A 20818-nucleotide genomic window follows, 5' to 3' on the forward strand; every position below is an offset into this window, starting at 1 on the left:
CTAGTTGACCTGGCGCTCCTGGCCTTCCCAGAACGGCTTGCGCAGCTTGAACTTCTGGATCTTCCCGGTCGCCGTGCGGGGCAGCTCGTCGAGGAACTCCACGCGTTTCGGGCACTTGTAGCCGGCGAGGTGCTCCCGGCAGTGCGTGATCAGGTCCGCGGCGGTCGCCGGCGAGCCGTCGGTGACCACGAGAGCCGTGACGAGTTCGCCCCACTTCTCGTCCGGGATGCCGATGACGGCGGCCTCGCGCACTGCCGGGTGGGAGTTCAGCGCGTCCTCGACCTCGATGGACGACACGTTCTCGCCGCCGCTGATGATCACGTCCTTCTTGCGGTCGGCGATGGCGAGGTAGCCGTCTTCGAACGAGCCGCCGTCGCCGGTGTGGAACCAGTTCCCCTCCTGCACCCGCGCGGTTTCCTCGGGGTTGTTCCAGTAGCCCTCGAGGTTCATGTTCGACTGGACGAGCACCTCTCCGTCGGTGTCGACGGAGACGCGCACGCCCAGCGCCGGCGTGCCCGCGCGGCCGAGGTTCTTCGCCTGCTCGTGCGGGTCGAGATCCGCCCACTCCGACCGGAAGCGGTTGACGGTCAGCAACGGCGAAGTCTCGGTGAGGCCGTAGATCTGGATGAACTCCCAGCCGAGTTCGGCGCGCACGCGCTCGATCGTGCGGGTCGGCGGCGGTGCGCCGGCCACGACGATGCGCACGCGGTCGCGGCCGGGGATCTCGCCGTCCCACTTGGCAGCGCCGTCGAGCGCGGCGGTGACGACCGCCGGCGCGGCGCACATGATCGTCACGCCGTGCTCCTGCACGCGGCGCAGGATCTCGGAGCCGTCGACCTTGCGCAGCACGACGTGCCGCCCGCCGAGGCCGGTGACGGCGTACGGCATGCCCCAGCCGTTGGCGTGGAACATCGGCAGCGTGTGCAGCAGCACGTCGTTGTCGTTCAGCGTGGTGTGCAGGCCGAAGACGGCCGCGTTGAGCCAGAGGTTGCGGTGCGTCAGCTGCACGCCCTTGGGTCGCGCCGTCGTGCCGGACGTGTAGTTCAGCGTGGCGGTCGCCGATTCGTCGCCCGCCCACGGCCGCGGAGTGCCGTCGCCGCCCCAGATCTGTTCGTCGTGCTCACCGAGGACGAAGACGTGCTTCGCCGTCACGCTGTCCAGCAACGGCTTCAGCTCCGGGTCGATCAGCACGACCTCGGCGCCGGAGTGCTCCACGATGTAACGCACTTCCGCCGGTGCGAGCCGGAAGTTCACCGGCACCAGGATCCGGCCCCAGGCCGAAACGCCGAAGAACGACGTGAGCAACCGCGCGGAGTTGTGCGAGACGATCGCGACGCGGCCGCCGACGGGCACGCCCAGCGCGTCGAGGTTCGCGGCCTGCGCGCGGGCCCGCCGGGCCAGCTCGCGGTAGGTGACTTCGCCCCAGGAGGCGGCGGGCTGGTCGGGTTCGTCCACCACCGCGATGCGATCCGGGTACACCGTTTCCGCGCGGTCGAGGAAGTCGCGGACACCGAGGTCGTAGAACACGTGCCGATCCCTTCGCGTCGAACGGGCAGCGCCGCCCGTGCGGGGATGATCCCCCGCGGTCGGGGGCCCGGCCACCCCACAAAGGGGGTGGTCAGCCGAGGAGGCCGGCGGCGCGGGCCCGGTTCACCGCCTGGATCCGGTTGGACACGTCCAGCTTGCGCATCGCGTGCTTGAGGTACGACTTGACCGTGTTGGGCAACAGGCCGAGCCGGTCGGAGATCTCGTCGTTGGTGCAGCCCTCGCCGACCAGCCGCAGCACGTCGACCTCACGCGGGGACAGCGCGATCCCCGGCGCAACCCCGGTTGGCTTGAGGCGTTCGCACACGGCGAGCAGCCGCGCCCGGGCCTCGTCGTCGTGCATCGAGCCGGCGATGGCGAGGAGTTCGGCGTGCAGGTCGGCGTCGCCCGGCGGCGTGGCCGGCGGTGCCGCGACGCGGCGCCGGACCTCTTCCTCCACCTGGATGTCGCGCTCCAGCCGCGCGACGACGGAGCCGGCCGCCCGCAGCACGCGGTCCCCGAAGGTGATCGAGTCGCGCGTGGCCGCGTACAGCACCGCGCGCGTGGACGCGCCGACGCGCACGGGCAGCGCGACCATCGCCCGCAGCTGCTCGGGGGCGACGGCGCGGTCGTACTTGTGCGTGATGCCCTGCGCGCTGAGGTAATCGATGACCGTCGAGGGCCGGCCGAGCGCCACGGCCTTGCCGCCGAGCCCGGCGCCGGTGTCGACGTGCAGGTGCTGCAGCGAGCGCGTGGCCGTGCCGCGCAGCTGGTCGATCACCAGCGTGCGCGAACCCGCCGACACGGGGCCGCCCAGCGCGACCGGCAGCCCCGTTGCGCGCTGGAGCGCCTGCAGCGCTCCGGCGAGAAGGGGGCTGGCCGCCAGCGCGAGCCTGCCCGGTGACGTCATGGGCACCGTCCGCTTCATCCGACCTGCAAGCCGTCCGACCTGCGATGAGGGTCAACCGTACGTGATGCGTCGCGTTCGGACTACCGGTGTGGTTCCGTGGTGCGGTGGCCGCACCGGATTTCGACACCGTCGCCGAAGACCTGTACGCGGGGGAGCCCGCGGAGTTCGTCGCGTCGCGCACCGCCGCCGCGCGCGAGGCGAAGAAGGCCGGGGACGCCGAGCTCGCGCGTCGCATTCAGGCGCTGCGCAAGCCGACGACGGCGGCGTTCTTCGTGAACCGCCTCGCCCGCGACGGTTCCGCGGCGCTGACGGAGCTCGCCGAGCTGGGGGATCGCTTGCGGACAGCCCACGCGAACCTCGCCGGCGCCGAGCTGCGGGAGCTCGCGCAGCGGCGGACGGAGCTGGTGCGCGGCGTGCTGCGCGACGCGCCCGGCCTGAGCGACGCCGTGGCCCGCGAGGTGGAGGAGACGCTCGAAACGGTGGTCGCCGACCCGGACGTCGCGCGGCTCGTGCTCGCCGGCCGACTCACCTCCGTGGCGCACCAGGACGTCGACCAGTGGCTGTCGTGGCCGGCTCCCGCGGCGGGCGCGCCGAAGAAGAAACCGGCGAAACCCCAGGCGGCGAAGGAAAAGCCGCGCAAAGCCGACGAGAAGGCCGCCCGGGCGAAGTCCGAAAAGGACCGTCGGGACCGCGAGCGGGAACGCGCGGAACGGGAGGACCACCAGCGCAAGGTCACGGCCGCGACGCGCGACCGCGCTGAGGCTTCGCGTGCGCTCGTGCGCGCCGAGCGCGTCGCCGAACAGGCCGACGCGCGCGTGACGGAGTTGCGCGAACGACTGGCCGACGCCGAGGAGCGCGCCGCCCGGGCCGCCGAAGAACTTTCGACGGCGCAGGCGGCGTTCGAGAAGGCGGATGAGGCGGTGCAAGCACTCGACGGGAAGCTCGGTTAAAAAAGGACTTCGGCGAGCCGGCGGTAGCCCGTGAGCGGGTCGGGACCGAGCACGTGGACCCCGACGTGGTCGGCGCCGGCGGTGAAGTGCTCGTCGAGTCCGGCGCGGACCGCGGCCGGGGCGCCGTGGAGCACGAGGGCGTCGATGAGCCGGTCGCTGCCCTCGCCGCTCACGTCGGCCTCGGTGAAACCCAGGCGGCGCAGGTTGTTCACGTAGTTGCGCAGGCCCAGGTACGGCCGGTGCACGAAGGGCCGGCCGATCGCGCGGGCGGCCACGCGGTCCTCGGCCACCACCACCTTGTGCTCCGGCGCCAGCAAGGGTCCGGCACCGAGGACGGCCCGGGCGTGTGCCGTGTGCGCGGGCGCGACGAGGTACGGGTGCGCGCCGCGCGTGCGGGTGCCCGCGAGTTCGAGCGAACGGTCCCCCAGCGCCGCGAGCACGCGGGCGTCGGCGGGCACGCCTTCCGCGTCGAGCCGGTCGAGGTAGCCGACCATCTTCGCGTACGGGCTCTCGTAAGCGGCGACTGATTCGGGGTGCCCGACACCGACGCCGAGCAGGAACCGGTCGCCGTGGCGGTGGGTGATGCGGTGGTAGGCCTCGGCGACGCGGCCGGCGTCGTTGGTCCACATGTTCACGATCGCCGTCGCGACGACGATGTGCTCGGTCGCGTCGAGGACCTCTTCGAAGAAGCGGAGATCCCCGGCGGACCTGGCGCCGAGGCCGAACCACGCCGTGCCGTAGCCGAGCTTCTCCGCTTCGACGGTGAGCGCCTTGCGGGTCTGCTCGTCGAGCGAGGGGTTCAGCCAAGCGCCGTACCGGCCGAGTGCTGCGGGCATGAGCTACTCCTCTACATTCGCTAGGTGCTCGAATGTAGCAAATATAGCGATGGCTACGACGCGAGGCGGGTGAGCCATTCGCGCAACAGCGTGTGCTCGGCCGGGGTCAGCCGGCCGGGAGCGTCGTCCAGGGCGGTCGCGAGGGCGACGGCGAGTGCGCCGACCGTCGAGGCCTCCGCGGGCTCGTCCGTCACGAGTTCGGCGAGCAGCGCGTCGCGGACCTGGCGCGACATCGCCAGGTCGCGCGTGTCTTCGGGCTGCGCGATGAGGCTCAGGGTGACGCCGGAGTTCGCTGCCGCGATCTGCCGCGCGGCCTCTTCGGGGGTCACGCGCAGGCGGCCTTGGCGCGCCACGAGCGTGAGCAGGTCCAGCAGCATCGCTTCGGCGCTGGAGGTGAGGGTGCACGGCACGCCGGGCTGGATCTGGCCGTAGAGCAGCACGTAGAAGGCGGGGTGGGCGAGGCCGTAGTCGACGTGGCGGTCCCAGCCGGCGCGGATCCGCTCCACCGGATCGGCGTCCGCCCGGTTTTTGTCGGTGCTCTCCACATACTGGGTGAAGCCGAAGTTGACCACGGCGTCGAGCAGGCCCTGCTTGCTGCCGAAGTGGTGGTACAGCGTCGGTGCCTGCACGCCGGCCCGCTCGCAGATCGCGCGGGTCGACACGGGTCCGCCGTCCGCCGCGTCGAGGAGCTGGGCTGCCGCGAGCAGCAGCCGGTCCCGCGCGCTGGTGTTCTGGTGGGGCATGTAGCAAATATAGCGATGAGGAGAAACCGGGAATGCCGCTCGCGGACGAGATGCTCAACGATCGCGTCGTCGCCGACCTGCTGACGGCGCTGCAGGCCGCGGCGCCCAGGTCCGGCTTCGACGAACTGCGCCGGGTCCGGCTGGGCGGTCTCGGTCTGCGGCAACGCGCGGACGCGCTCCGCGACGCGCTGCTGGCCGACTTGCCCGGCGGCTACCGCGAACTCGAGGCCGTCGTGCGGACGGCGCTGGCCGGCGACTCGTTCACGGGCTGGCTGATCTGGCCCGTCTCCGAAGCCGCGTCCGCTCGGGCGCTGGAAGACGGCAGCCCGGCGGCGTTCGACGCGGCGCTGGACCTGCTGGCCGACCTGACGCCGCGGCTGACCGCCGAGTTCGCCATCCGGCCGCTACTCGAGGCCGACCTCGACCGCGCGCTGCCGCGGGTGCTGGCCTGGACGGCGCACCCGTCCGAGCACGTCCGGCGGCTGGCTTCGGAGGGCACGCGGCCGCTGCTGCCGTGGGCGCGCCGGGTGGGCGCGGTGCTGGCGCGGCCGGGGGTCACCCTGCCGATCCTCGACGCGCTGCACCGCGATCCGTCGGCGTACGTGCGGCGTTCGGTCGCCAACCACCTCAACGACCTGAGCCGCGCGCGGCCCGACCTCGTGGTCGAGGCGGCGGGGCGCTGGTCCGCGTCCGCCGACAAGCCGACGGCCCAGCTCGTGCGCCACGGTCTGCGCACCCTGATCAAGCAGGGCGACCCGGGTGCGTTGGCGCTGCTGGGTTTCGCGCCGCCGGCAGGGATCACACTCGCGGACTTCGCGCTGTCGGCCGGCTCCGTGGCCGTCGGCGGCGAGCTGGGCTTCTCCGGCGTCCTGCACAACACCGGTGACTCACCCGCGAACCTGGTCGTGGACTACGTCGTCCACCACCGCAAAGCCAACGGCACCACCACGCCGAAGGTCTTCAAGCTCACCACGAAAACCCTCGCTCCGGGCGCGGCGCTGCCGCTCGAGCGCACCCACTCGTTCCGCCTCATCACGACCCGCGTCTACCACCCGGGCCAGCACAGCCTGGAGCTGCAAGTGAACGGAACCTCGCTGGGCAAGGCGGATTTCGAGCTGACGCCGTGATGTCCGTTGTGGACAGTGCTCAGTGGACGAGGTAGCGGAGCATGAGCGTCCCGCCGTCTTCGAGCACCGACACCAGCTCCAGCCGCGCCGGATCGAAGTCTTCGCCGACGGCGGCGCGCGAAGCTTCGCCGGCCACGAGGAACGGGGCGATCGTGAGGCGCAGTTCGTCGACGACTCCCGCGGCGACGAGCGACGCGAACAGGCGCGGGCCGCCCTCGCAGTCGATGCGGGTGAGGCCGCGCCCGGCCAGTGTCGAGACCGCTTCGCGGAGGTCGACGGCGTCCGTGCCCGCCACCAGCACGTCGGCGCCGGCGGCCGCCCACGCTGCGCGCAGCTCCGGATCGGTGGCGGCCGAGGTGACGACGATGGTCGGCACCAGGGCCTTCGTGATCACCGGAGCGTCCGCAGGTAGGGAGTGGCCCGTGGTGACGACGGCGATCGGCGGGATGGGCGCCAGGCCGTGGCGCCGGCGGCGGTCGGCGGAGTGGGCGTCGGGGCGTAGGCCCTCGAACCCCTCGGCCACGGCGGTGCCCGCGCCGGCGAGCACGACGTCGGCGAGGTCGTTGCCGAGCCGGTAGATCACGCGGTCGGCGGGAGTGGACAGCGAGGCCGAGCGGCCCTCGACGGTCACGGCGCCGTCGGCGCTGGAGACGAAGTTGACGGCGAGCCACCGCCCTGGCGTCCGGTACGCGTACAGCGCCTCCAGGTCCGCCTCGGCGAGTTCGCGCGTGCCCGGGAAGATCTCGTGCATCAGATCGACCGCACCACGTGCGCGGGCGCGCGGGTGCCCGCGATGCTGGCCACCATCTCCGCCACTTGCCGCGTTTCGAGCACCTGGTGGGCGCGGAACATCGCGGCGCCGTGCAGCGCGGCGACGGCCGTGGCCGCGAGCGTGCCGATCACGCGCTCGCCGACGGGCACGTCGAGCGTTTCGCCGATCACGTCCTTGTTCGACAGCGCCATCAGCACCGGCCAGCCGGTGTCGACGAGCGCCCGCGTGTGCCGCATCAGTTCGAGCGACTGGTAGGAGTTCTTGCCGAAGTCGATGCAGGGGTCGATCATGATCCCCGCGCGCGGCACGCCGGCCGCCAGCGCGCGCTCCGCGAGCGCGGTGGTGCCTTCGATCACCGCTGAGACCACGTCGTCGTACTCCGGCTTCACGGCCTCCGTGCGCGGGGTGAGGCCGTTGGTGTGCGAGCAGATGTACCCGGCCCCGTGCTGGGCCGCGACGTCGAGGATCTCGGGCTCGTAGGCCGCCCAGTTGTCGTTGACGATGTCGGCGCCGGCGCGGCAGACGGCGTCCGCGACCTCGGCGCGGTAGGTGTCGACGCTGATCACGAGGTCGGGGAACGTCTCGCGCGCCCACGCGACGGTGGGCGTCACGCGCGCGATCTCCTCGGCTGCGGTGACCTCGGGTCCCTTGCCGGCCGGCACGCCGCCGATGTCGATGAGGTCCGCGCCCTCGGCGCACGCGCGGCGGATCGCCTCCTGCGCGCGGGTTTCCTGGAACGTCGCACCGTTGTCGTAGAACGAATCAGGGGTGCGGTTCACGATCGCCATCACCAGTGCTCGATCACTGGCGAGGCGGCGGCCTCGAAAGACGAGGTCGGGCGTCTGCATGGCTTCTCCCGTACCGGAACGTCGGTTGCCGCGATCATAGGCGAGCGACCGGCGTGGACACGGTGGCAGGCGGCGGGCGACGGGACGGGCAGCGGTGTTCGTGTGCGGCGGGCAGGTGGCGGGCTTCCTTGCCGAGGGCCACCTGCTCCCGGGCCGGCGACTTCAGGAGGCGAGCGCCTCGTTGATGGCGTGGAATTCCTGGGCGGTGCGAGTGGCGGAGAATTCGATCACGGAGTAGTGCGCGAGGTGCTGGGCGACGAGGGGATCGCTGGCGAGCACGGCGTCCAGCTTGCCGCGCAGGCAGGGGCGGGTGAGGATGACCTGGTCGTGGTCTTCCCCGCCTTTTCCGGAAATCAGGAACAATCCGCGGGCGAAGTGGCCGCGCAGCCACTCCGCGTGTTCCGCCAGGGCGTAGTCGACTTCGTTTCGGGGCGCTGTGTAGGACAGCAGTGCTATGTACATAAGCTCAGAGTAGAACTCGTTCACCCGACTCGCATCCTCCTGCCGAGTGGCACCGGACACCGTAAACCGCGAATTGCAATGAGTTCTTTACAATCGCTTTTTTCGCTTTTTCCATGCGACCGACGTACGTAAATCTGCGTACGCGAGGTGTCGACACCGGCACGACGACGAATCGTTGTCGCGACACCAAAATCGGGGGCATGACTCAGACGGTGACGGCGGCGGTCGGCCGCATCTGGCAGGAGGGCAGGCGCGTGGAGCGCGCGGCGTACGTGGTGGGCGCGGTGCTCTTCGCGAGCGGCGTGGTGAACGCGGTGGTGCTGCTGGCGTCCGGCGGCACGTGGCTCGGGCCGGTGTCGCTGCGCAAGGCGGTCACGTTCGGGTTGTCGTTCGGTCTCACCCTGGCTTCGGTGGCCTGGGCGACCTCGTACCTTTCGGTGAAACCGCGGCTGAGGGCGACGCTGCTGGGCGCGTTTCTCGTGGCGTGCGTGGGAGAAGTCGTGCTCGTGACGATGCAGGCGTGGCGCGGCGTGCCGTCGCACTTCAACTTCGAGACCGGCTTCGACACGGTGGTCTCGACGTCGCTGGCGGCCGGCGGTGGCGTGCTCGTGCTGACCGCGCTCGGCTTCACCGCGGCGGCTTTTCTCTCCCCCGGTGCGCTGGCCCCGAGCATGCGCCTGGCCGTGCGCTTCGGGTTGGTGGTGCTGATGGTCGCGCTGGCGACCGGCGCCGTGATGATCGCCCGCGGCGTCACCGAGGCCCGTGGCGGCGACGCGCAACTCGCGTACACGACAGCAGGCGCGCTGAAACCGCTGCACGCCGTCGCGATGCACGCGATCCTCGTGCTGCCCGGGCTCGCGTGGCTGCTGCGCTTCACCGATCTCCCGGAACGGACGCGGCTGACGATCGTCCGGGTGGCCGTGGCGGCAGACGCGGTGCTGACGGCGGTGATCGGAATCGAGGCGTTCGCGGGAATTCCGCCGTTCGGCGCGCCGCCGGCGTACCTCGCGCTCTCGGCCGCCGCGTTCGCCGTTCTCGCCGGCACGGGTGTCTTTTCGTTAATGCGAATCAAAAACCGGGCTGGCTATTTCAGCGCAAGCAATCCCTGAACCGCGTCGACGAGTGTCCGCCGCCGCGCCGCCCGGGCGGCGGGCACGTGCGGGCCCAGTTCGGGGTTCGTGCTGTGCCACGCCGCGGACAGCGCCTGCACCAGCACGAGCAGCTGCACCGGCGAGAAGTGCCCCGAGATCTCGCCGTCGCGTTGCGCCCGCCCGATTTCGCGCAGCCGCACGTCGTTGACCTCGGTGATCGCTGCCAGGTGCGCCGAGCCGGACCGCTCGAGCCGGTACCACGTCGACAGCCGCAGGTTCTCCGGGTGCTCCTCGAAGTAGTCGAACGCGCGCCCCAGGTAACCGGCGAGGTCGCTCGCGTCGAACGGCACCGCCTCGAAGAACGCGTTCGTCTGCTCGTCGAACACGGCGTCGAACAGGCCGTCCTTGCTGTCGAAGTAGGAGTAGATCATCGCCTTGTTGCACCCGGCCGCCGCGGCGATCCGGTCCACCCGCGCCCCGGCGATCCCGTAAGCGGCGAACTCCCCGGTCGCGGCCTCGAGGAGCCGCCGCTTGGTCTGTTCTGCGTCGCGAGCCATGCCGCCCAGCTTACCAACCAACCAGTCGGTGACTTGGCTCGCGCTAACGTCGACGGCGATACGGAGGGAGCGATCGTGCCGGGAGTCGTCGTGATCGGGGCGGGGCCGGGGATCGGCCGCGCGGTGGCGCAGCGGTTCGCCCGCGGAGGGCTCGAAGTCGCGCTGGTCGCGCGCACGCACCGCGAACTCGGCGTCGCGGCCACGACCCACCTCGCGGACGTCGGTGACGAGCACGCCCTGCGCGGGGCGCTCGACGGCGTCGCCGGCGAACTGGGGTTACCGGAGGCCGTGGTGTACAACGCCGCCGTGATCCGCCCCGACACCCCTGGTGAGCTGTCGGTGGACGAGCACCTCGCGTTGTGGCGCGTGAACGTCCTGGGCGCGTACGTCGCCGCCGCGCACCTGGCTCCGGCGATGGCTGAGCGCGGCCGCGGCACGTTCCTCGTCACCGGCGGCATGCCGGAGCCGAAGGCCGCGTACAGCAGCCTGTCGCTGGGCAAGGCGGCGCTGCGCACGCTGGTGGCGCTCTTCGCCGAGCAGTACCCCGCGCTGCACTTCGCGACGGTCACGGTCGCCGGTGCCGTCGCGCCCGGCACGGCGTTCGACCCGGACGACATCGCGGAGCACTACTGGCGGCTGCACACCCAGCGCGGTCCCGGCTGGGACCTGGAGGTGGTTCACGACCAGCCCCAGTCCTGGGTGAAGCACCCCGCCAGGTAGAGGTCCACCCGGTCCGCGAACCGGCCGAGATCGCGGCCCGTCAGTTCCGAGATGCGCGAAATGCGGTACCGCAAGGTGTTCACGTGCAGGTGCAGCGCGCCGGACGTCTGGGTCCACGACCCGGAGTGCTCCAGGAACGCCTTCAGCGTCGCCATCAGCTCGGAGCCGTGCGCGGCGTCGTAGGCCAGCACGGGGCCGAGGACCTTCTCGCCGAACGAGCTGCGCAAGTCCGCGGGGACGGCGGCGAGCAGGAGGACGTGGGAGGCCACCTCGTCGCCAGCCAGGACGGTCGCGCGGCCTGGCGCGAGGGCGGCCAGCGTGCGGGCGTGACGCGCTTCCTGGACGCCGGCGCGCAGGCCGGCGGCGTCGGGCGCGCGGCTGAGGCCGACGGAGAGCCGGGCGGCGCCGAGGGCGGGTTCGACCGCCCGGACGGACTCGCGCAGCCCGTCCGCGAGCCGGCCGAGGCGGTCCGGGGCGGGGAAGAGCGCGTACGTGTCGCCGTCGACCGTGCCGACCAGCGTCGGCGGCGGGACGGCCGCCAGAAGCTCCTCCACCAGCACCTGCGTGAGACCCGGACCGCCGCCCGAGACCTCCGCGGACAGCGTCACCACCTGCGCGGAGGCCGGAAATCCCAGGGCGGCGAGGCGCGAGGACAGCTCGACGGCGGACGCGTCGGCCGAGAGCACCAGCCGGAGCAGGGGTTCGGCGGCGCGGTTCTCGATGCGCTTGGCTTCGTCGACGCGCGAACGCTCCAGCCCGATCAGCGGCGCCAGTTCCAGCGCGAGCTCGCGGCGTTCGGGAGCCCAGCGCCCGACGTCGCCGCCGGCCACCAGGAACCAGCTGGCCACGCGGTGGCCCGACCGGCTCGCGGCCGCCAGCAGCGTCACCGGCCCGTCGTCGCCCGGGACGGTCAGCGGCAGCCGTTCGGCGCGCAGGAACCGGCGGGCCAGCGTCGCGCGCCGGGCGGCGGACGGCGGCGAACCCGAGCCGGCGATCAGCCGGCCCGTCGCGCTCAGCACCCAGCACCCCGCGTCCAGCTCCGCTGCACCCGCGGCGACCAGCGCGGACAGGCCCTCGCCGCCGGTCACGGCCGCGACGAGCCGCCGGTGCGAGTCGTGCGCGGGAGCGGAGCGCTCGGCCGCCAGGCCCAGGATCACGCGTTCGGTCACCGTCGCGAAGGACACCGACACGGGCACCTCGAACAGCGGCAGCCCGACACTGCGGCAGGCCTGGACGAGGTGCCCGGGCACCGGCCCGCCGACCTCAGCGGTGCCGGCGCCGAGCGCGATCACGCCCGCGGCCGCGAGCATGCCCACGAACTCTTCGGCTTCGGTGGGCCCGGGCAGCCAGCGCAGGCCGCACAGCACGATCTCGCCGCCGTTGAGGTAGCGCGTCGGATCCTGCAGCGTCGCCTGGAACACGCGCTCGAACTCCCGCTCCAGCGAGTCGGCACCCGTCAGCAGCGTCAGCCCGAGCCCCGGCGTGTCCAGCAGCGCACCCAGCCGCACGCGGCACCTCCTTCCGGCCTCCAGTAGCGCACACGCGGGGCGCCCCGTCGTTTGGAGGAACCTACGAAAAACGGCCTCCCGACCGCTCGTGGTTTCGGTGGATCTGCCGTGGTCCGCGCCACGTCACGGCGTGTGTACTGCTCGGCGAGCGAAGGGAAGGAAGACCATGGCGATCGTTCTGGGCGAGAACCGCTACGGCAAGGCGGAGAACCGGCTCGTGCGCGTCGACCGCGACGGCGACGAGCACCGGATCACCGACCTCGACGTCAGCGTTTCGCTGTCCGGCGACATGAGCGACACCCACCTCACCGGCGCCAACGACAAGGTGCTGGCCACCGACACGCAGAAGAACACGCTGTTCGCGTTCGCCCGCGACGGCGTCGGCGAGATCGAGGACTTCGCGATGCGGCTCGCACGCCACTTCGTGACGTCGCAGGAGAGCATCGACCGCGCCCGCGTGCGCGTCGAGTCGTTCCCGTGGCAGCGGCTGACCGTCGGAGGGCAGCCGGCCCACCACTCGTTCGCCCGCTCGGGCGGCGGCACGCGCACGACGACCGTGCACCACGACGGCGAGCGCGCCTGGGTGGTCGGCGGCGTCGAGGACCTCACGGTGCTCAACACGACCGGTTCGGAGTTCTGGGGTTTCCCGCGCGACGAGTACACGACGCTCGCCGAGACGAAGGACCGCATCCTCGCCACGGCCGTCACCGCGAGCTGGCGCTTCGGCACCGAAGACACCGACTGGGCCCGCGCCTACGACACCGCGCTCGCCGCGATGCTCGACGCGTTCGGCGGCACACACAGCCTCTCGCTGCAGCAGACGCTGTACGCGATGGGCTCGCGCGTGCTGGAGACCGTGCCCGAGATCGTGGAAGTACGGCTGTCGCTGCCGAACAAGCACCACTTCCTGGCCGATCTGTCGCCCTTCGGTCTTGACAACCCCGGTGAGGTGTTCTTCGCCGCCGACCGTCCGTACGGGCTGATCGAGGGCAGCGTGCTGCGCGACGACGCGCCGCCCGCCGGGCCGGCCTGGTCCTGAGCCGGAGGCCGACGTGGAATTCCTGCGCCCGACCTCGCTCGCCGAGGCCCTCGAAGCCAAGGCCGCGCACCCCGGCGCGGCGCCGATCGCGGGCGGCACCGACGTCCTGGTGGAGATCAACTTCGACCACCGCCGCCCCGCCGCGCTGCTCGACCTCAACCGCGTGCCCGAGCTCTACGGCCACGACCGGGAAGAGGGCCGCATCCGCATCGCCGCCGCCACGCCGTACACGCGGATCATCGCCGAACTCGGCGACCGCCTGCCGGGGCTCGCGATGGCGGCCCGCACGGTCGGCTCGCCGCAGATCCGCAACCGCGGCAGCGTCGGCGGCAACCTCGGCGCGGCCTCGCCGGCGGGGGACTCGCACCCGGCGTTGCTGGCGGCGGACGCCGAGGTGGAGATCGCGTCGGTGCGCGGCATCCGGCGCGTGGCGGCGAAGGACTTCTACACCGGTGTGAAGCGCACCGTCCTCGAGCCCGACGAGCTGATCACCGCCGTGCACCTGGCGCCCGCGAGCGGCCCGCAGCAGTTCAGCAAAGTGGGTACCCGCAACGCGATGGTGATCGCGGTGTGCGCGTTCGGCCTGGCGGTGCACCCGGCCGAGCGGCGCGTGGGCACGGGGCTCGGCTCGGCCGCCCCGACCCCGCGTCGCGCCCTGGCCGCCGAGGAGTTCCTGGCCGGCGAACTGGCGGCCGACGACCAGTGGGAGCGCCCGCGCGCGCTCGCCGATTCGGTGAAGCGCCGCTTTTCCGAGCTGGTCGCGGCCGCGGCCGCCCCGATCGACGACGTCCGCGGCAGCGCGGACTACCGCCGCCACGCCCTCGCCGTGCTCGCACGGCGGACCTTGACCTGGGCGTGGACCGAATACTCCGGAGGGAGGCGAACCGAATGCGCGTGAACGTGGTGGTCAACGGCGAACAGCGGCAGGCGGACAACGTCTGGGAGGGCGAAAGCCTGCTCTACGTGCTGCGCGAACGACTGGGGCTCGCCGGTTCGAAGAACGCCTGCGAGCAGGGCGAGTGCGGTTCGTGCACGGTGTACCTCGACGGCGTGCCCGCCTGCGCGTGCCTGGTCGCGGCCGGACAGGCCGAAGGCCGCGAAGTCCGCACGGTGGAGGGCCTGGCCGACGGTGACCGGCTCGATCCCATCCAGGAGACCTTCGTGGAGTGCGGCGCCGTCCAATGTGGCTTCTGCACCCCGGGGCTCCTCGTGACGGCGCACGACCTCGTGGCCCGCACGAGCGATCCGAGCGACGCGGAGATCCGCGAGGCGCTCGCCGGGAACCTCTGCCGCTGCACCGGGTACGAGAAGATCCTCGACGCGGTCCGGCTCGCCGCGCAGCGGAAGGAGCACGCATGACGCGCCCGGCTCCCGCCCGTTCCCCGCAGGACCTGACCGACACCGTCAGCGGCGGCATCGGCACCAGCCCGCTGCGGCCCGACGGCACGCTCAAGGTGCGCGGCGAGTTCGCGTACTCCTCGGATCTGTGGCACGCGGACATGCTGTGGGGCGCCACCTTGCGCAGCCCGCACCCGCACGCGCGGATCGTGCGCCTCGACGTGTCCCGCGCACTCGCCCAGCCCGGGGTGCACGCGGTGCTGACGCACGAGGACGTACCCGGTGAGAACCGCTACGGCCTCAAGTACCAGGACACGCCGGCGCTGGCCGAGGACCGCGTGCGCTACCAGGGCGAGCCGGTGGCGATCCTCGCCGCCGACCACCCGGAGATCGCGCGGCAGGCGCTCAAGGAGATCGTGGTCGAGTACGAGGTGCTCGAACCCGTCACCGATCCCGAGCGCGCCGCGCACGACGAGACGCTGCCGAAGCTGCACCCGAACGGGAACCTGGTGCGCTACCAGCGCATCGTGAAGGGCGATCCGGCCGCGGAAGCCGACGTGGTCGTGTCCGGGGTGTACGAGATCGGCATGCAGGACCAGGCCTTCCTCGGCCCGGAGTCCGGCCTCGCCGTGCCCGGCGACGACGGCGGCGTGGACCTCTACCTGGCCACGCAGTGGCTGCACGTGGACCAGAAGCAGACCGCGCGGGCGCTCGGCCTGCCGCTCGAGAAGGTGCGGCTGACGCTCAGCGGCGTCGGCGGTGCGTTCGGCGGGCGCGAGGACCTGTCGATGCAGATCCACTCGTGCCTGCTGGCGCTGCGCACGGGCCGGCCGGTGAAGATGGTCTACAACCGCGAGGAGTCGTTCTTCGGCCACGTGCACCGCCACCCGGCGAAGATGTACTACGAGCACGGCGCCACTCGCGACGGCGACCTCGTGTACGTCCGGGCGAGGCTCTACTTCGACGGCGGGGCCTACGCGTCGAAGACGCCCGTGGTCGTCGGCAACGGCACCACGCTCGCCGTCGGCCCGTACAACGTGCCCAACGCCAAGATCGAAGGCTGGGGCGTGTACAGCAACAACCCGACGTGCGGCGCGATGCGCGGCCTCGGTGCGGTGCAGCCGACGTACGCGTACGAGTCCCAAATGGACAAACTCGCCGCGGCGCTGGACATGGACCCGGCGGACCTGCGGATCCGCAACGCCATGAGCGAGGGTTCCACCAACGTCACCGGCCAGGTCGTGGATTTCCCCGCGCCCGTCGCGGAACTGCTCCAGCGGCTCAAGGCGATGCCGCTGCCGCCCGAACGCGGCGAAGGCGCCGACATCCGCGACCTGCCCGGCGGAGCGTCCAACGTGACCCACGGCGAAGGCGTGGTGCGCGGCGTCGGTTACGGCGTGACGATCAAGAACATCTCCTACGCCGAGGGCCTCGACGACTACTCGACGGCCCGCGTGCGGCTGCAGGTGCTCGGCGGCGAACCGGTCGCGATGGTGCACACGGCCGCGGCCGAGGTCGGCCAGGGGCTCGTGACGCTGCAGCAGCAGATCGCGCGCACAGAGCTCGGCGTCGCGCGGGTCACCGTCCACCCGGCAGACACCAGCGTGGGCGACGCAGGTTCGAGTTCGGCGTCGCGCCAGACGTACGTGACCGGCGGCGCCGTGCGCAACGCCAGCCGCGCGGTGGCCGACGCGGTGTACGCGCTGGCCGAACGCCGGCTGGGTCGCCCGGCGACGGGGATGTCGCTGGCCGGTGGCAAGATCGTCGCCGGTGACGGCGAGGTCGTCGCGTCCCTTGTGGACCTGCTGGGCGAGGACGTGGTGGAGGAGACGCGCGAGTTCCACCACCGCAAGACCTACCCGCTCGACCCCGAGACCGGCCAAGGCGACGCCCACGTGCAGTACGGCTTCTCCGCGCACCGCGCCGTCGTGGACGTCGACGTGGAGCTGGGGCTGGTGAAGGTCGTGCAGCTCGACTGCGCGCAGGACGTCGGCAAGGCCATGAACCCCGAGGCCGTGCTGGGCCAGATCCAGGGCGGCTCGGCGCAGGGTCTCGGCCTGGCCGTGATGGAGGAGATCCAGGTGGTGGACGGGAAGGTGCGCAACCCGTCGTTCACCGACTACCTGATCCCGACCGTCCTCGACATGCCGCCGATGCGCATCGACGTGCTGGAACGGCCCGACCCGCACGCGCCCTACGGCGTCCGCGGCGTCGGCGAACCGCCCACGATCTCGTCGACACCGGCGGTCGCCAACGCGATCCGCGCCGCGACGGGCCTCGAACTGCCCCGCGCCCCGATCCGCCCCGAACACCTCACCGGCACCTGAACCGTCTGGAGCGCAAGCGAAATGACCCTCTCCCTCGACGCCGAGCTCGAACGCGAATGGCTCCTCGAGAGCGTGCGCATCGCGACGCGCAACGTCGCGGACGGCGGCGGCCCGTTCGGCGCGCTGGTCGTGAGGGGCCGTGACGTCGTCGCGACCGGCGTCAACCGCGTCACGCCCTCGCTCGACCCGACGGCCCACGCCGAGGTGGTCGCGATCCGCGCGGCCTGCCAGGCGCTCGGCACGTTCAAGCTCGACGGCTGCGTGCTCGTGTCCTCGTGCGAGCCGTGCCCGATGTGCCTGGCGTCTTCGCTGTGGGCGCGCGTGGACCGCGTGGTCTACGCGGCCGACCGCCACGACGCCGCCAAGGCCGGGTTCGACGACCGCGCCTTCTACGAACTGTTCGAAAAACCGCGCGAGACCTGGGACGTACCCGTGTCCCGGCTGTCGCTCAAAGACGGCTTCGCGCCCTTCGACGCCTGGCTGGACCGGGCCGATCGCGTCGACTACTAGGGGTCCGCCCCCACACCGGAAGCCCGCACCCGGGCACCTCCCGGTGCTGACCGGAGCACCACAAAAAACCACTGTGCTGTTCGTCGCCAATCCGACCACAGTCACGGCGGGAACGGTTGCCAGGTAAGTGACGTCCGGCTCCGTGCCCGCCTCCTTTTGGCCGGATTGGCAACTCGTCCGGCTCGCCCGCCCCGCTTCCCGCGGGGCGCGGCCGAGCACACCCACCGGCAAGGGGAGGACGCATGACCCAGGTACACATCGACGACGCTGTGACCCCGGCACCAGGGCCCGCTCGGAAGTCCTTGATGGACCGGCTGTTCGAGCTCAGGGCCCGGCAGACGACCGTCGGCCGCGAAGTGCGCGGCGGGCTCACCACGTTCGTGGCGATGGCCTACATCGTGCTGCTCAACCCGCTCATCCTCGGCGCTTCCGCCGACATCACCGGCGCGAAGCTCAGCTCCGCGCAGGTCACCACCGCCACCGCGCTCGCGGCCGCGGTGATGACCATCCTCATGGGACTCGTCGGCAACGCGCCGCTCGCGCTCGCCGCCGGGCTCGGCATCAACGGCATCGTGGCGTTCCAGATGGCGCCGGCGATGACGTGGGCCCAGGCCTTCGGGCTCGTGGTGCTCGAAGGCGTCTGCATCGTGCTCATGGCCGTGAGCGGGATCCGCGAGCGGATCATGAACGCGATCCCGGCCCCGCTCAAGATGGCGATCACCGTGGGCATCGGGCTCTACATCGCGCTCGTCGGCCTGGTCAGCGCCGGGTTCGTGACGCGGACCCCGGACGCGGCCGATTCGACCGTGCCCGTGCGGCTCGGGCTCGACGGGCACCTCGACGGCTGGCCGATCGCGGTGTTCTGCTTCGGCCTGCTGCTGATGACCGTGCTCATGTCCCGCAAGGTCCCCGGCGCCGTGCTGATCAGCATCGCGGTGTCCACTGTGCTCGGTGTGGTGCTGCACGACGGCTTCGGGGTCGGCGGCTGGGGCCTGACGACGCCGACGTTGCCCAGCCACGTGGTGGCGGCGCCGGACTTCGGCCTGCTCGGCCACGTGGACCTGTTCGGCGGCTTCGCTTCGGCGGGTGCGCTGACGGCCACGATCTTCCTGTTCACGCTCGTGCTCTCGGGCTTCTTCGACGCGATGGGCACGATCACGAGCGTCTCGGCCGAGGCCGGCCTGTCGAAGGACGGGCGCGTGCCGAAGATGGGCCGCATCCTGCTCGTCGACGGTGCGGGGGCGATCGCGGGCGGCGTCGCGGGTTCCTCGCCCAACACCGTGTTCCTCGAGTCGGCCGCCGGCGTGGGGGAGGGCGCGCGGACGGGCCTCGCGAGCGTGGTCACGGGCGCGCTGTTCGCCGCGACGCTGCTGTTCACGCCGATCGCGGGCATCGTCCCGGCGCAGGCCGCGGCCCCGGCGCTGGTGGTGATCGGCGGGATGATGGTGGCGCAGTGCCGCAACATCCCGTGGCAGGACGCCGATTACACGATCCCGGTGTTCCTGACGGTCGCGCTGATCCCGTTCACGTACTCCATCACCAACGGGGTGGGCGCGGGCCTGATCGCGTTCGTGCTCATCAAGACGTGCAAGGGCAAGTGGCGCGAGGCCGGCTGGATCCTCACGGTGCTGGCGCTCGTGTTCACCGTCTACTTCGGAATCGACGTCGTCAAGGCTGTGTTGTAGGTTCGTAGGGAAGGATCTGTTGTGGCACTGATGTTCCTCAACGGCGGCGCCATGCGCGGCGAACCGCTGCACCACCTGCTCGACGGCGCGCCGCTCGTCGCTTCGACGGCCACGGCACCGAAGTACCGCTTCTACTCCGTGGGCGGCCAGTGCCCGGCGCTGGTACCGGTCGCTCATGGCGGCGCGGCCGTGGCGGGCGAGGTGTACGACCTGACGCTCGACGCCTTGCGCGACCGCGTGCTGCCTGCCGAGCCGCCCGAGCTGGAGCTGGGCGTGATCGAGCTGGCCGACGGCAGCTCCGCGTTCGCGATGCTGCTGCGGCGCCCGCAGACGTCCCACGTGCAACTGCGGGACATCACCGAGATCGGCGACTGGCGGGCCTACCGGGCGGCGGCTTCGTGACGGTGCTGGTGGCGCCCGACAAGTTCAAGGGCTCGCTCACGGCCGCGCAGGTCGCCTCGGCCCTCGCCGAGGGCCTGCGCGCCGCCGGCACGCCGGCTGTGGAATTCCCGATCGCGGACGGCGGCGAGGGCACGGTGGCGGCCGCGGTCGCCGCCGGCTTCCGGCGCGTGCCGGCCCGCGTGAGCGGCCCCACCGGCCGGCGGATCACAGCGTTCTTCGCACTGCGGGACGACGTCGCCGTGGTGGAACTCGCGGAGGCGTCCGGCCTCCACCGGCTGCCCGGAGGGTTGCCGGCGCCGCTGACCGCGTCCAGCTACGGCACGGGCGAGCTCATCGCGGCCGCTTCCGCCGCGGGGGCCCGCCGGATCGTCCTCGGCGTCGGCGGCAGCGCCTGCACGGACGGCGGCGCCGGGATGTTGATGGCGCTCGGGGCTCGGGTGCTGGACTCCTCGGGTGCCGCAGTGGCTCCGGGTGGGTTCGGCTTGTCGTCGGTGTCCACTGTGGATTTCTCTGGGGTGGCCGTCCCCGATCTCGAACTGGCCTGCGACGTCGACAACCCGCTGCTGGGCCCTTCCGGCGCCGCTGCGGTATACGGTCCGCAGAAGGGAGCCGGCCACGAGGACGTGGTGGCGCTGGAAGCCTGTCTTCGGCACTGGTCCTCGTTTCTGGGACGTTCACTCGCGGCGACCCCGGGCGCGGGCGCCGCCGGCGGGGTGGGCTTCGCCGCCGTGGCCGCGCTCGGCGCTCGCGTTCGCCCGGGCAGCTCGCTGCTCCTCGACCTGCTCGGCTTTCCCTCCGCCGCCCGCTCCGCCCGTCTCGTCCTGACCGGCGAGGGCTCCCTGGACACCCAATCCCTGCACGGCAAAGCCCCCGTCGGCGTCCTCCGCGCCGCCACGGCCGCGGGAGTTCCGACGGTCGCGGTGGTGGGCCGCTGCCTGCTCCCCCCGGCGGAGTGGCGCGCCGCGGGGTTCGCGACGGTGCACGCTCTGACCGACTTGGAACCGGATCCGGCGCGGTGCATCGCGGACGCGCGGTCCTTGCTGCGACGGGTGGCGGAACGCGTTGGCCGCGATCACGCTGCGGTGACTTGACCGGAGGTGGCACGCGGTGGCGTCGTGGCGGCATGGCTGAAGGTACGGAGCTCGAACTCGCCACAGTGGCTCGACCAAGGTGTGGCAGCGCCACGACGCCGTCGCGACTGGACCGTCCGCCGCGCGACTCTCTCGACACCGCGGAACATCCGTGCTGTCAAGCGGGTTTCTGACTTGTCCACAGCGAGACTGCTTGTCCACAGGAAGGGCCGAATCCGCACCGTTTCCGCCGGTTTTGTCAGTGGTGGCCGATAGAATGGACGTGGGGACGCCCCCTTGGGAGGGCGGGGGCTGTGTCGGCGGGGGCTGTGTCGGCGGGGGCTGTGTCGGCGGGGGCTGTGTCGGCGGGGGCTGTGTCGGCGGGGGCTGTGTCGGCGG

Annotated in this window: 21 protein-coding genes; 12 read left to right on the plus strand and 9 right to left on the minus strand. The window is 72.0% G+C overall.

Annotated elements, in window-relative coordinates:
- Entirely contained in the window at window positions 1-1527 is a 1527-nt protein-coding gene (locus tag ACIA77_RS18085) for an AMP-binding protein (RefSeq protein WP_395887012.1), read from the minus strand.
- Between the two features lie 91 nt (window positions 1528-1618).
- A complete protein-coding gene (locus ACIA77_RS18090; protein ID WP_395887013.1) occupies window positions 1619-2452 on the minus strand; it encodes a LuxR C-terminal-related transcriptional regulator in 834 nt (277 codons plus the stop codon).
- A gap of 86 nt (window positions 2453-2538) precedes the next feature.
- Between ACIA77_RS18090 and ACIA77_RS18095 the strand changes: the two genes are divergently transcribed.
- Window positions 2539-3384, plus strand: a complete 846-nt coding sequence (locus ACIA77_RS18095; RefSeq protein WP_395887014.1) for a hypothetical protein — start codon at window positions 2539-2541, stop codon at window positions 3382-3384.
- On the opposite strand, the gene ACIA77_RS18100 is transcribed toward ACIA77_RS18095, so the two are convergent.
- Window positions 3381-4220, minus strand: a complete 840-nt coding sequence (locus tag ACIA77_RS18100) for a TIGR03620 family F420-dependent LLM class oxidoreductase (RefSeq protein WP_395887015.1) — start codon at window positions 4218-4220, stop codon at window positions 3381-3383. The two genes, ACIA77_RS18095 and ACIA77_RS18100, sit on opposite strands and share 4 nt — an antisense overlap.
- Before the next feature lie 53 nt (window positions 4221-4273).
- The gene (locus ACIA77_RS18105) at window positions 4274-4963 is read right to left on the minus strand and encodes a TetR/AcrR family transcriptional regulator (RefSeq protein WP_395887016.1); all 690 of its coding nucleotides are present in this window, start codon (window positions 4961-4963) and stop codon (window positions 4274-4276) included.
- 32 nt (window positions 4964-4995) lie between these two features.
- Between ACIA77_RS18105 and ACIA77_RS18110 the strand changes: the two genes are divergently transcribed.
- Window positions 4996-6090, plus strand: a complete 1095-nt coding sequence (locus ACIA77_RS18110; RefSeq protein WP_395887017.1) for a DNA alkylation repair protein — start codon at window positions 4996-4998, stop codon at window positions 6088-6090.
- Window positions 6091-6109: 19 nt separating this feature from the next.
- On the opposite strand, the gene ACIA77_RS18115 is transcribed toward ACIA77_RS18110, so the two are convergent.
- The 3 genes from ACIA77_RS18115 to ACIA77_RS18125 form a co-directional block, all read right to left on the minus strand.
- Window positions 6110-6841: a pyrimidine reductase family protein gene (locus ACIA77_RS18115; protein ID WP_395887018.1), complete on the minus strand. Its 732-nt coding sequence runs from the start codon at window positions 6839-6841 to the stop codon at window positions 6110-6112.
- Entirely contained in the window at window positions 6841-7710 is an 870-nt protein-coding gene (gene folP, locus ACIA77_RS18120) for a dihydropteroate synthase (protein ID WP_395887019.1), read from the minus strand. The genes ACIA77_RS18115 and folP overlap by 1 nt, the downstream gene beginning before the upstream one ends.
- Before the next feature lie 162 nt (window positions 7711-7872).
- Complete coding sequence (locus ACIA77_RS18125; RefSeq protein ID WP_395887045.1) at window positions 7873-8172, minus strand: YciI family protein; 300 nt, start codon at window positions 8170-8172, stop codon at window positions 7873-7875.
- 200 nt (window positions 8173-8372) lie between these two features.
- Here ACIA77_RS18125 and ACIA77_RS18130 point away from each other — a divergent pair, with 200 nt between their 5' ends.
- Window positions 8373-9281 (plus strand): hypothetical protein, encoded by a 909-nt coding sequence (locus ACIA77_RS18130; RefSeq protein WP_395887020.1) that lies wholly within the window; start codon window positions 8373-8375, stop codon window positions 9279-9281.
- On the opposite strand, the gene ACIA77_RS18135 is transcribed toward ACIA77_RS18130, so the two are convergent.
- Window positions 9257-9820, minus strand: a complete 564-nt coding sequence (locus tag ACIA77_RS18135) for a TetR family transcriptional regulator (RefSeq protein WP_395887021.1) — start codon at window positions 9818-9820, stop codon at window positions 9257-9259. The genes ACIA77_RS18130 and ACIA77_RS18135 overlap by 25 nt on opposite strands.
- Window positions 9821-9895: 75 nt before the next feature.
- Here ACIA77_RS18135 and ACIA77_RS18140 point away from each other — a divergent pair, with 75 nt between their 5' ends.
- Window positions 9896-10540 (plus strand): SDR family NAD(P)-dependent oxidoreductase, encoded by a 645-nt coding sequence (locus ACIA77_RS18140; RefSeq protein WP_395887022.1) that lies wholly within the window; start codon window positions 9896-9898, stop codon window positions 10538-10540.
- On the opposite strand, the gene ACIA77_RS18145 is transcribed toward ACIA77_RS18140, so the two are convergent.
- A complete protein-coding gene (locus tag ACIA77_RS18145; protein ID WP_395887023.1) occupies window positions 10498-12048 on the minus strand; it encodes a PucR family transcriptional regulator in 1551 nt (516 codons plus the stop codon). The genes ACIA77_RS18140 and ACIA77_RS18145 overlap by 43 nt on opposite strands.
- A gap of 166 nt (window positions 12049-12214) precedes the next feature.
- Here ACIA77_RS18145 and pucL point away from each other — a divergent pair, with 166 nt between their 5' ends.
- From pucL to ACIA77_RS18185, 8 genes are all read left to right on the plus strand, one after another.
- Window positions 12215-13087, plus strand: a complete 873-nt coding sequence (gene pucL, locus ACIA77_RS18150; RefSeq protein ID WP_395887024.1) for a factor-independent urate hydroxylase — start codon at window positions 12215-12217, stop codon at window positions 13085-13087.
- 13 nt (window positions 13088-13100) lie between these two features.
- Window positions 13101-13985: an FAD binding domain-containing protein gene (locus tag ACIA77_RS18155; RefSeq protein WP_395887025.1), complete on the plus strand. Its 885-nt coding sequence runs from the start codon at window positions 13101-13103 to the stop codon at window positions 13983-13985.
- A complete protein-coding gene (locus ACIA77_RS18160) occupies window positions 13976-14446 on the plus strand; it encodes a (2Fe-2S)-binding protein (RefSeq protein ID WP_395887026.1) in 471 nt (156 codons plus the stop codon). Before ACIA77_RS18155 ends, ACIA77_RS18160 begins: the two co-directional genes overlap by 10 nt.
- A complete protein-coding gene (gene pucD, locus ACIA77_RS18165; protein WP_395887027.1) occupies window positions 14443-16752 on the plus strand; it encodes a xanthine dehydrogenase subunit D in 2310 nt (769 codons plus the stop codon). The genes ACIA77_RS18160 and pucD overlap by 4 nt, the downstream gene beginning before the upstream one ends.
- 21 nt (window positions 16753-16773) lie before the next feature.
- The gene (locus ACIA77_RS18170) at window positions 16774-17262 is read left to right on the plus strand and encodes a nucleoside deaminase (RefSeq protein WP_395887028.1); all 489 of its coding nucleotides are present in this window, start codon (window positions 16774-16776) and stop codon (window positions 17260-17262) included.
- A 242-nt stretch (window positions 17263-17504) separates the two neighbouring features.
- Window positions 17505-18947, plus strand: coding sequence for an NCS2 family permease (locus ACIA77_RS18175; RefSeq protein ID WP_395887029.1), 1443 nt, complete (start codon window positions 17505-17507; stop codon window positions 18945-18947).
- 21 nt (window positions 18948-18968) lie between these two features.
- A complete protein-coding gene (locus ACIA77_RS18180; RefSeq protein ID WP_395887030.1) occupies window positions 18969-19349 on the plus strand; it encodes a gamma-glutamylcyclotransferase in 381 nt (126 codons plus the stop codon).
- Window positions 19346-20440: a glycerate kinase gene (locus tag ACIA77_RS18185; RefSeq protein ID WP_395887031.1), complete on the plus strand. Its 1095-nt coding sequence runs from the start codon at window positions 19346-19348 to the stop codon at window positions 20438-20440. The genes ACIA77_RS18180 and ACIA77_RS18185 overlap by 4 nt, the downstream gene beginning before the upstream one ends.
- Window positions 20441-20818 lie beyond the last annotated feature (378 nt).

It is taken from the genome of Amycolatopsis sp. NPDC051903, assembly GCF_044452505.1.
Classification (GTDB): domain Bacteria; phylum Actinomycetota; class Actinomycetes; order Mycobacteriales; family Pseudonocardiaceae; genus Amycolatopsis.

Coding starts and splice junctions, on each gene's coding strand:
- ACIA77_RS18090 (WP_395887013.1), bottom strand. CDS start 2,452: ATGAAGCGGACGGTGCCCATGACGTCACCGGGCAGGCTCGCGCTGGCG.
- ACIA77_RS18100 (WP_395887015.1), bottom strand. CDS start 4,220: ATGCCCGCAGCACTCGGCCGGTACGGCGCTTGGCTGAACCCCTCGCTC.
- ACIA77_RS18105 (WP_395887016.1), bottom strand. CDS start 4,963: ATGCCCCACCAGAACACCAGCGCGCGGGACCGGCTGCTGCTCGCGGCA.
- ACIA77_RS18110 (WP_395887017.1), top strand. CDS start 4,996: ATGCCGCTCGCGGACGAGATGCTCAACGATCGCGTCGTCGCCGACCTG.
- ACIA77_RS18115 (WP_395887018.1), bottom strand. CDS start 6,841: ATGCACGAGATCTTCCCGGGCACGCGCGAACTCGCCGAGGCGGACCTG.
- folP (WP_395887019.1), bottom strand. CDS start 7,710: ATGCAGACGCCCGACCTCGTCTTTCGAGGCCGCCGCCTCGCCAGTGAT.
- ACIA77_RS18125 (WP_395887045.1), bottom strand. CDS start 8,172: ATGTACATAGCACTGCTGTCCTACACAGCGCCCCGAAACGAAGTCGAC.
- ACIA77_RS18130 (WP_395887020.1), top strand. CDS start 8,373: ATGACTCAGACGGTGACGGCGGCGGTCGGCCGCATCTGGCAGGAGGGC.
- ACIA77_RS18135 (WP_395887021.1), bottom strand. CDS start 9,820: ATGGCTCGCGACGCAGAACAGACCAAGCGGCGGCTCCTCGAGGCCGCG.
- pucL (WP_395887024.1), top strand. CDS start 12,215: ATGGCGATCGTTCTGGGCGAGAACCGCTACGGCAAGGCGGAGAACCGG.
- ACIA77_RS18160 (WP_395887026.1), top strand. CDS start 13,976: ATGCGCGTGAACGTGGTGGTCAACGGCGAACAGCGGCAGGCGGACAAC.
- pucD (WP_395887027.1), top strand. CDS start 14,443: ATGACGCGCCCGGCTCCCGCCCGTTCCCCGCAGGACCTGACCGACACC.
- ACIA77_RS18170 (WP_395887028.1), top strand. CDS start 16,774: ATGACCCTCTCCCTCGACGCCGAGCTCGAACGCGAATGGCTCCTCGAG.
- ACIA77_RS18175 (WP_395887029.1), top strand. CDS start 17,505: ATGACCCAGGTACACATCGACGACGCTGTGACCCCGGCACCAGGGCCC.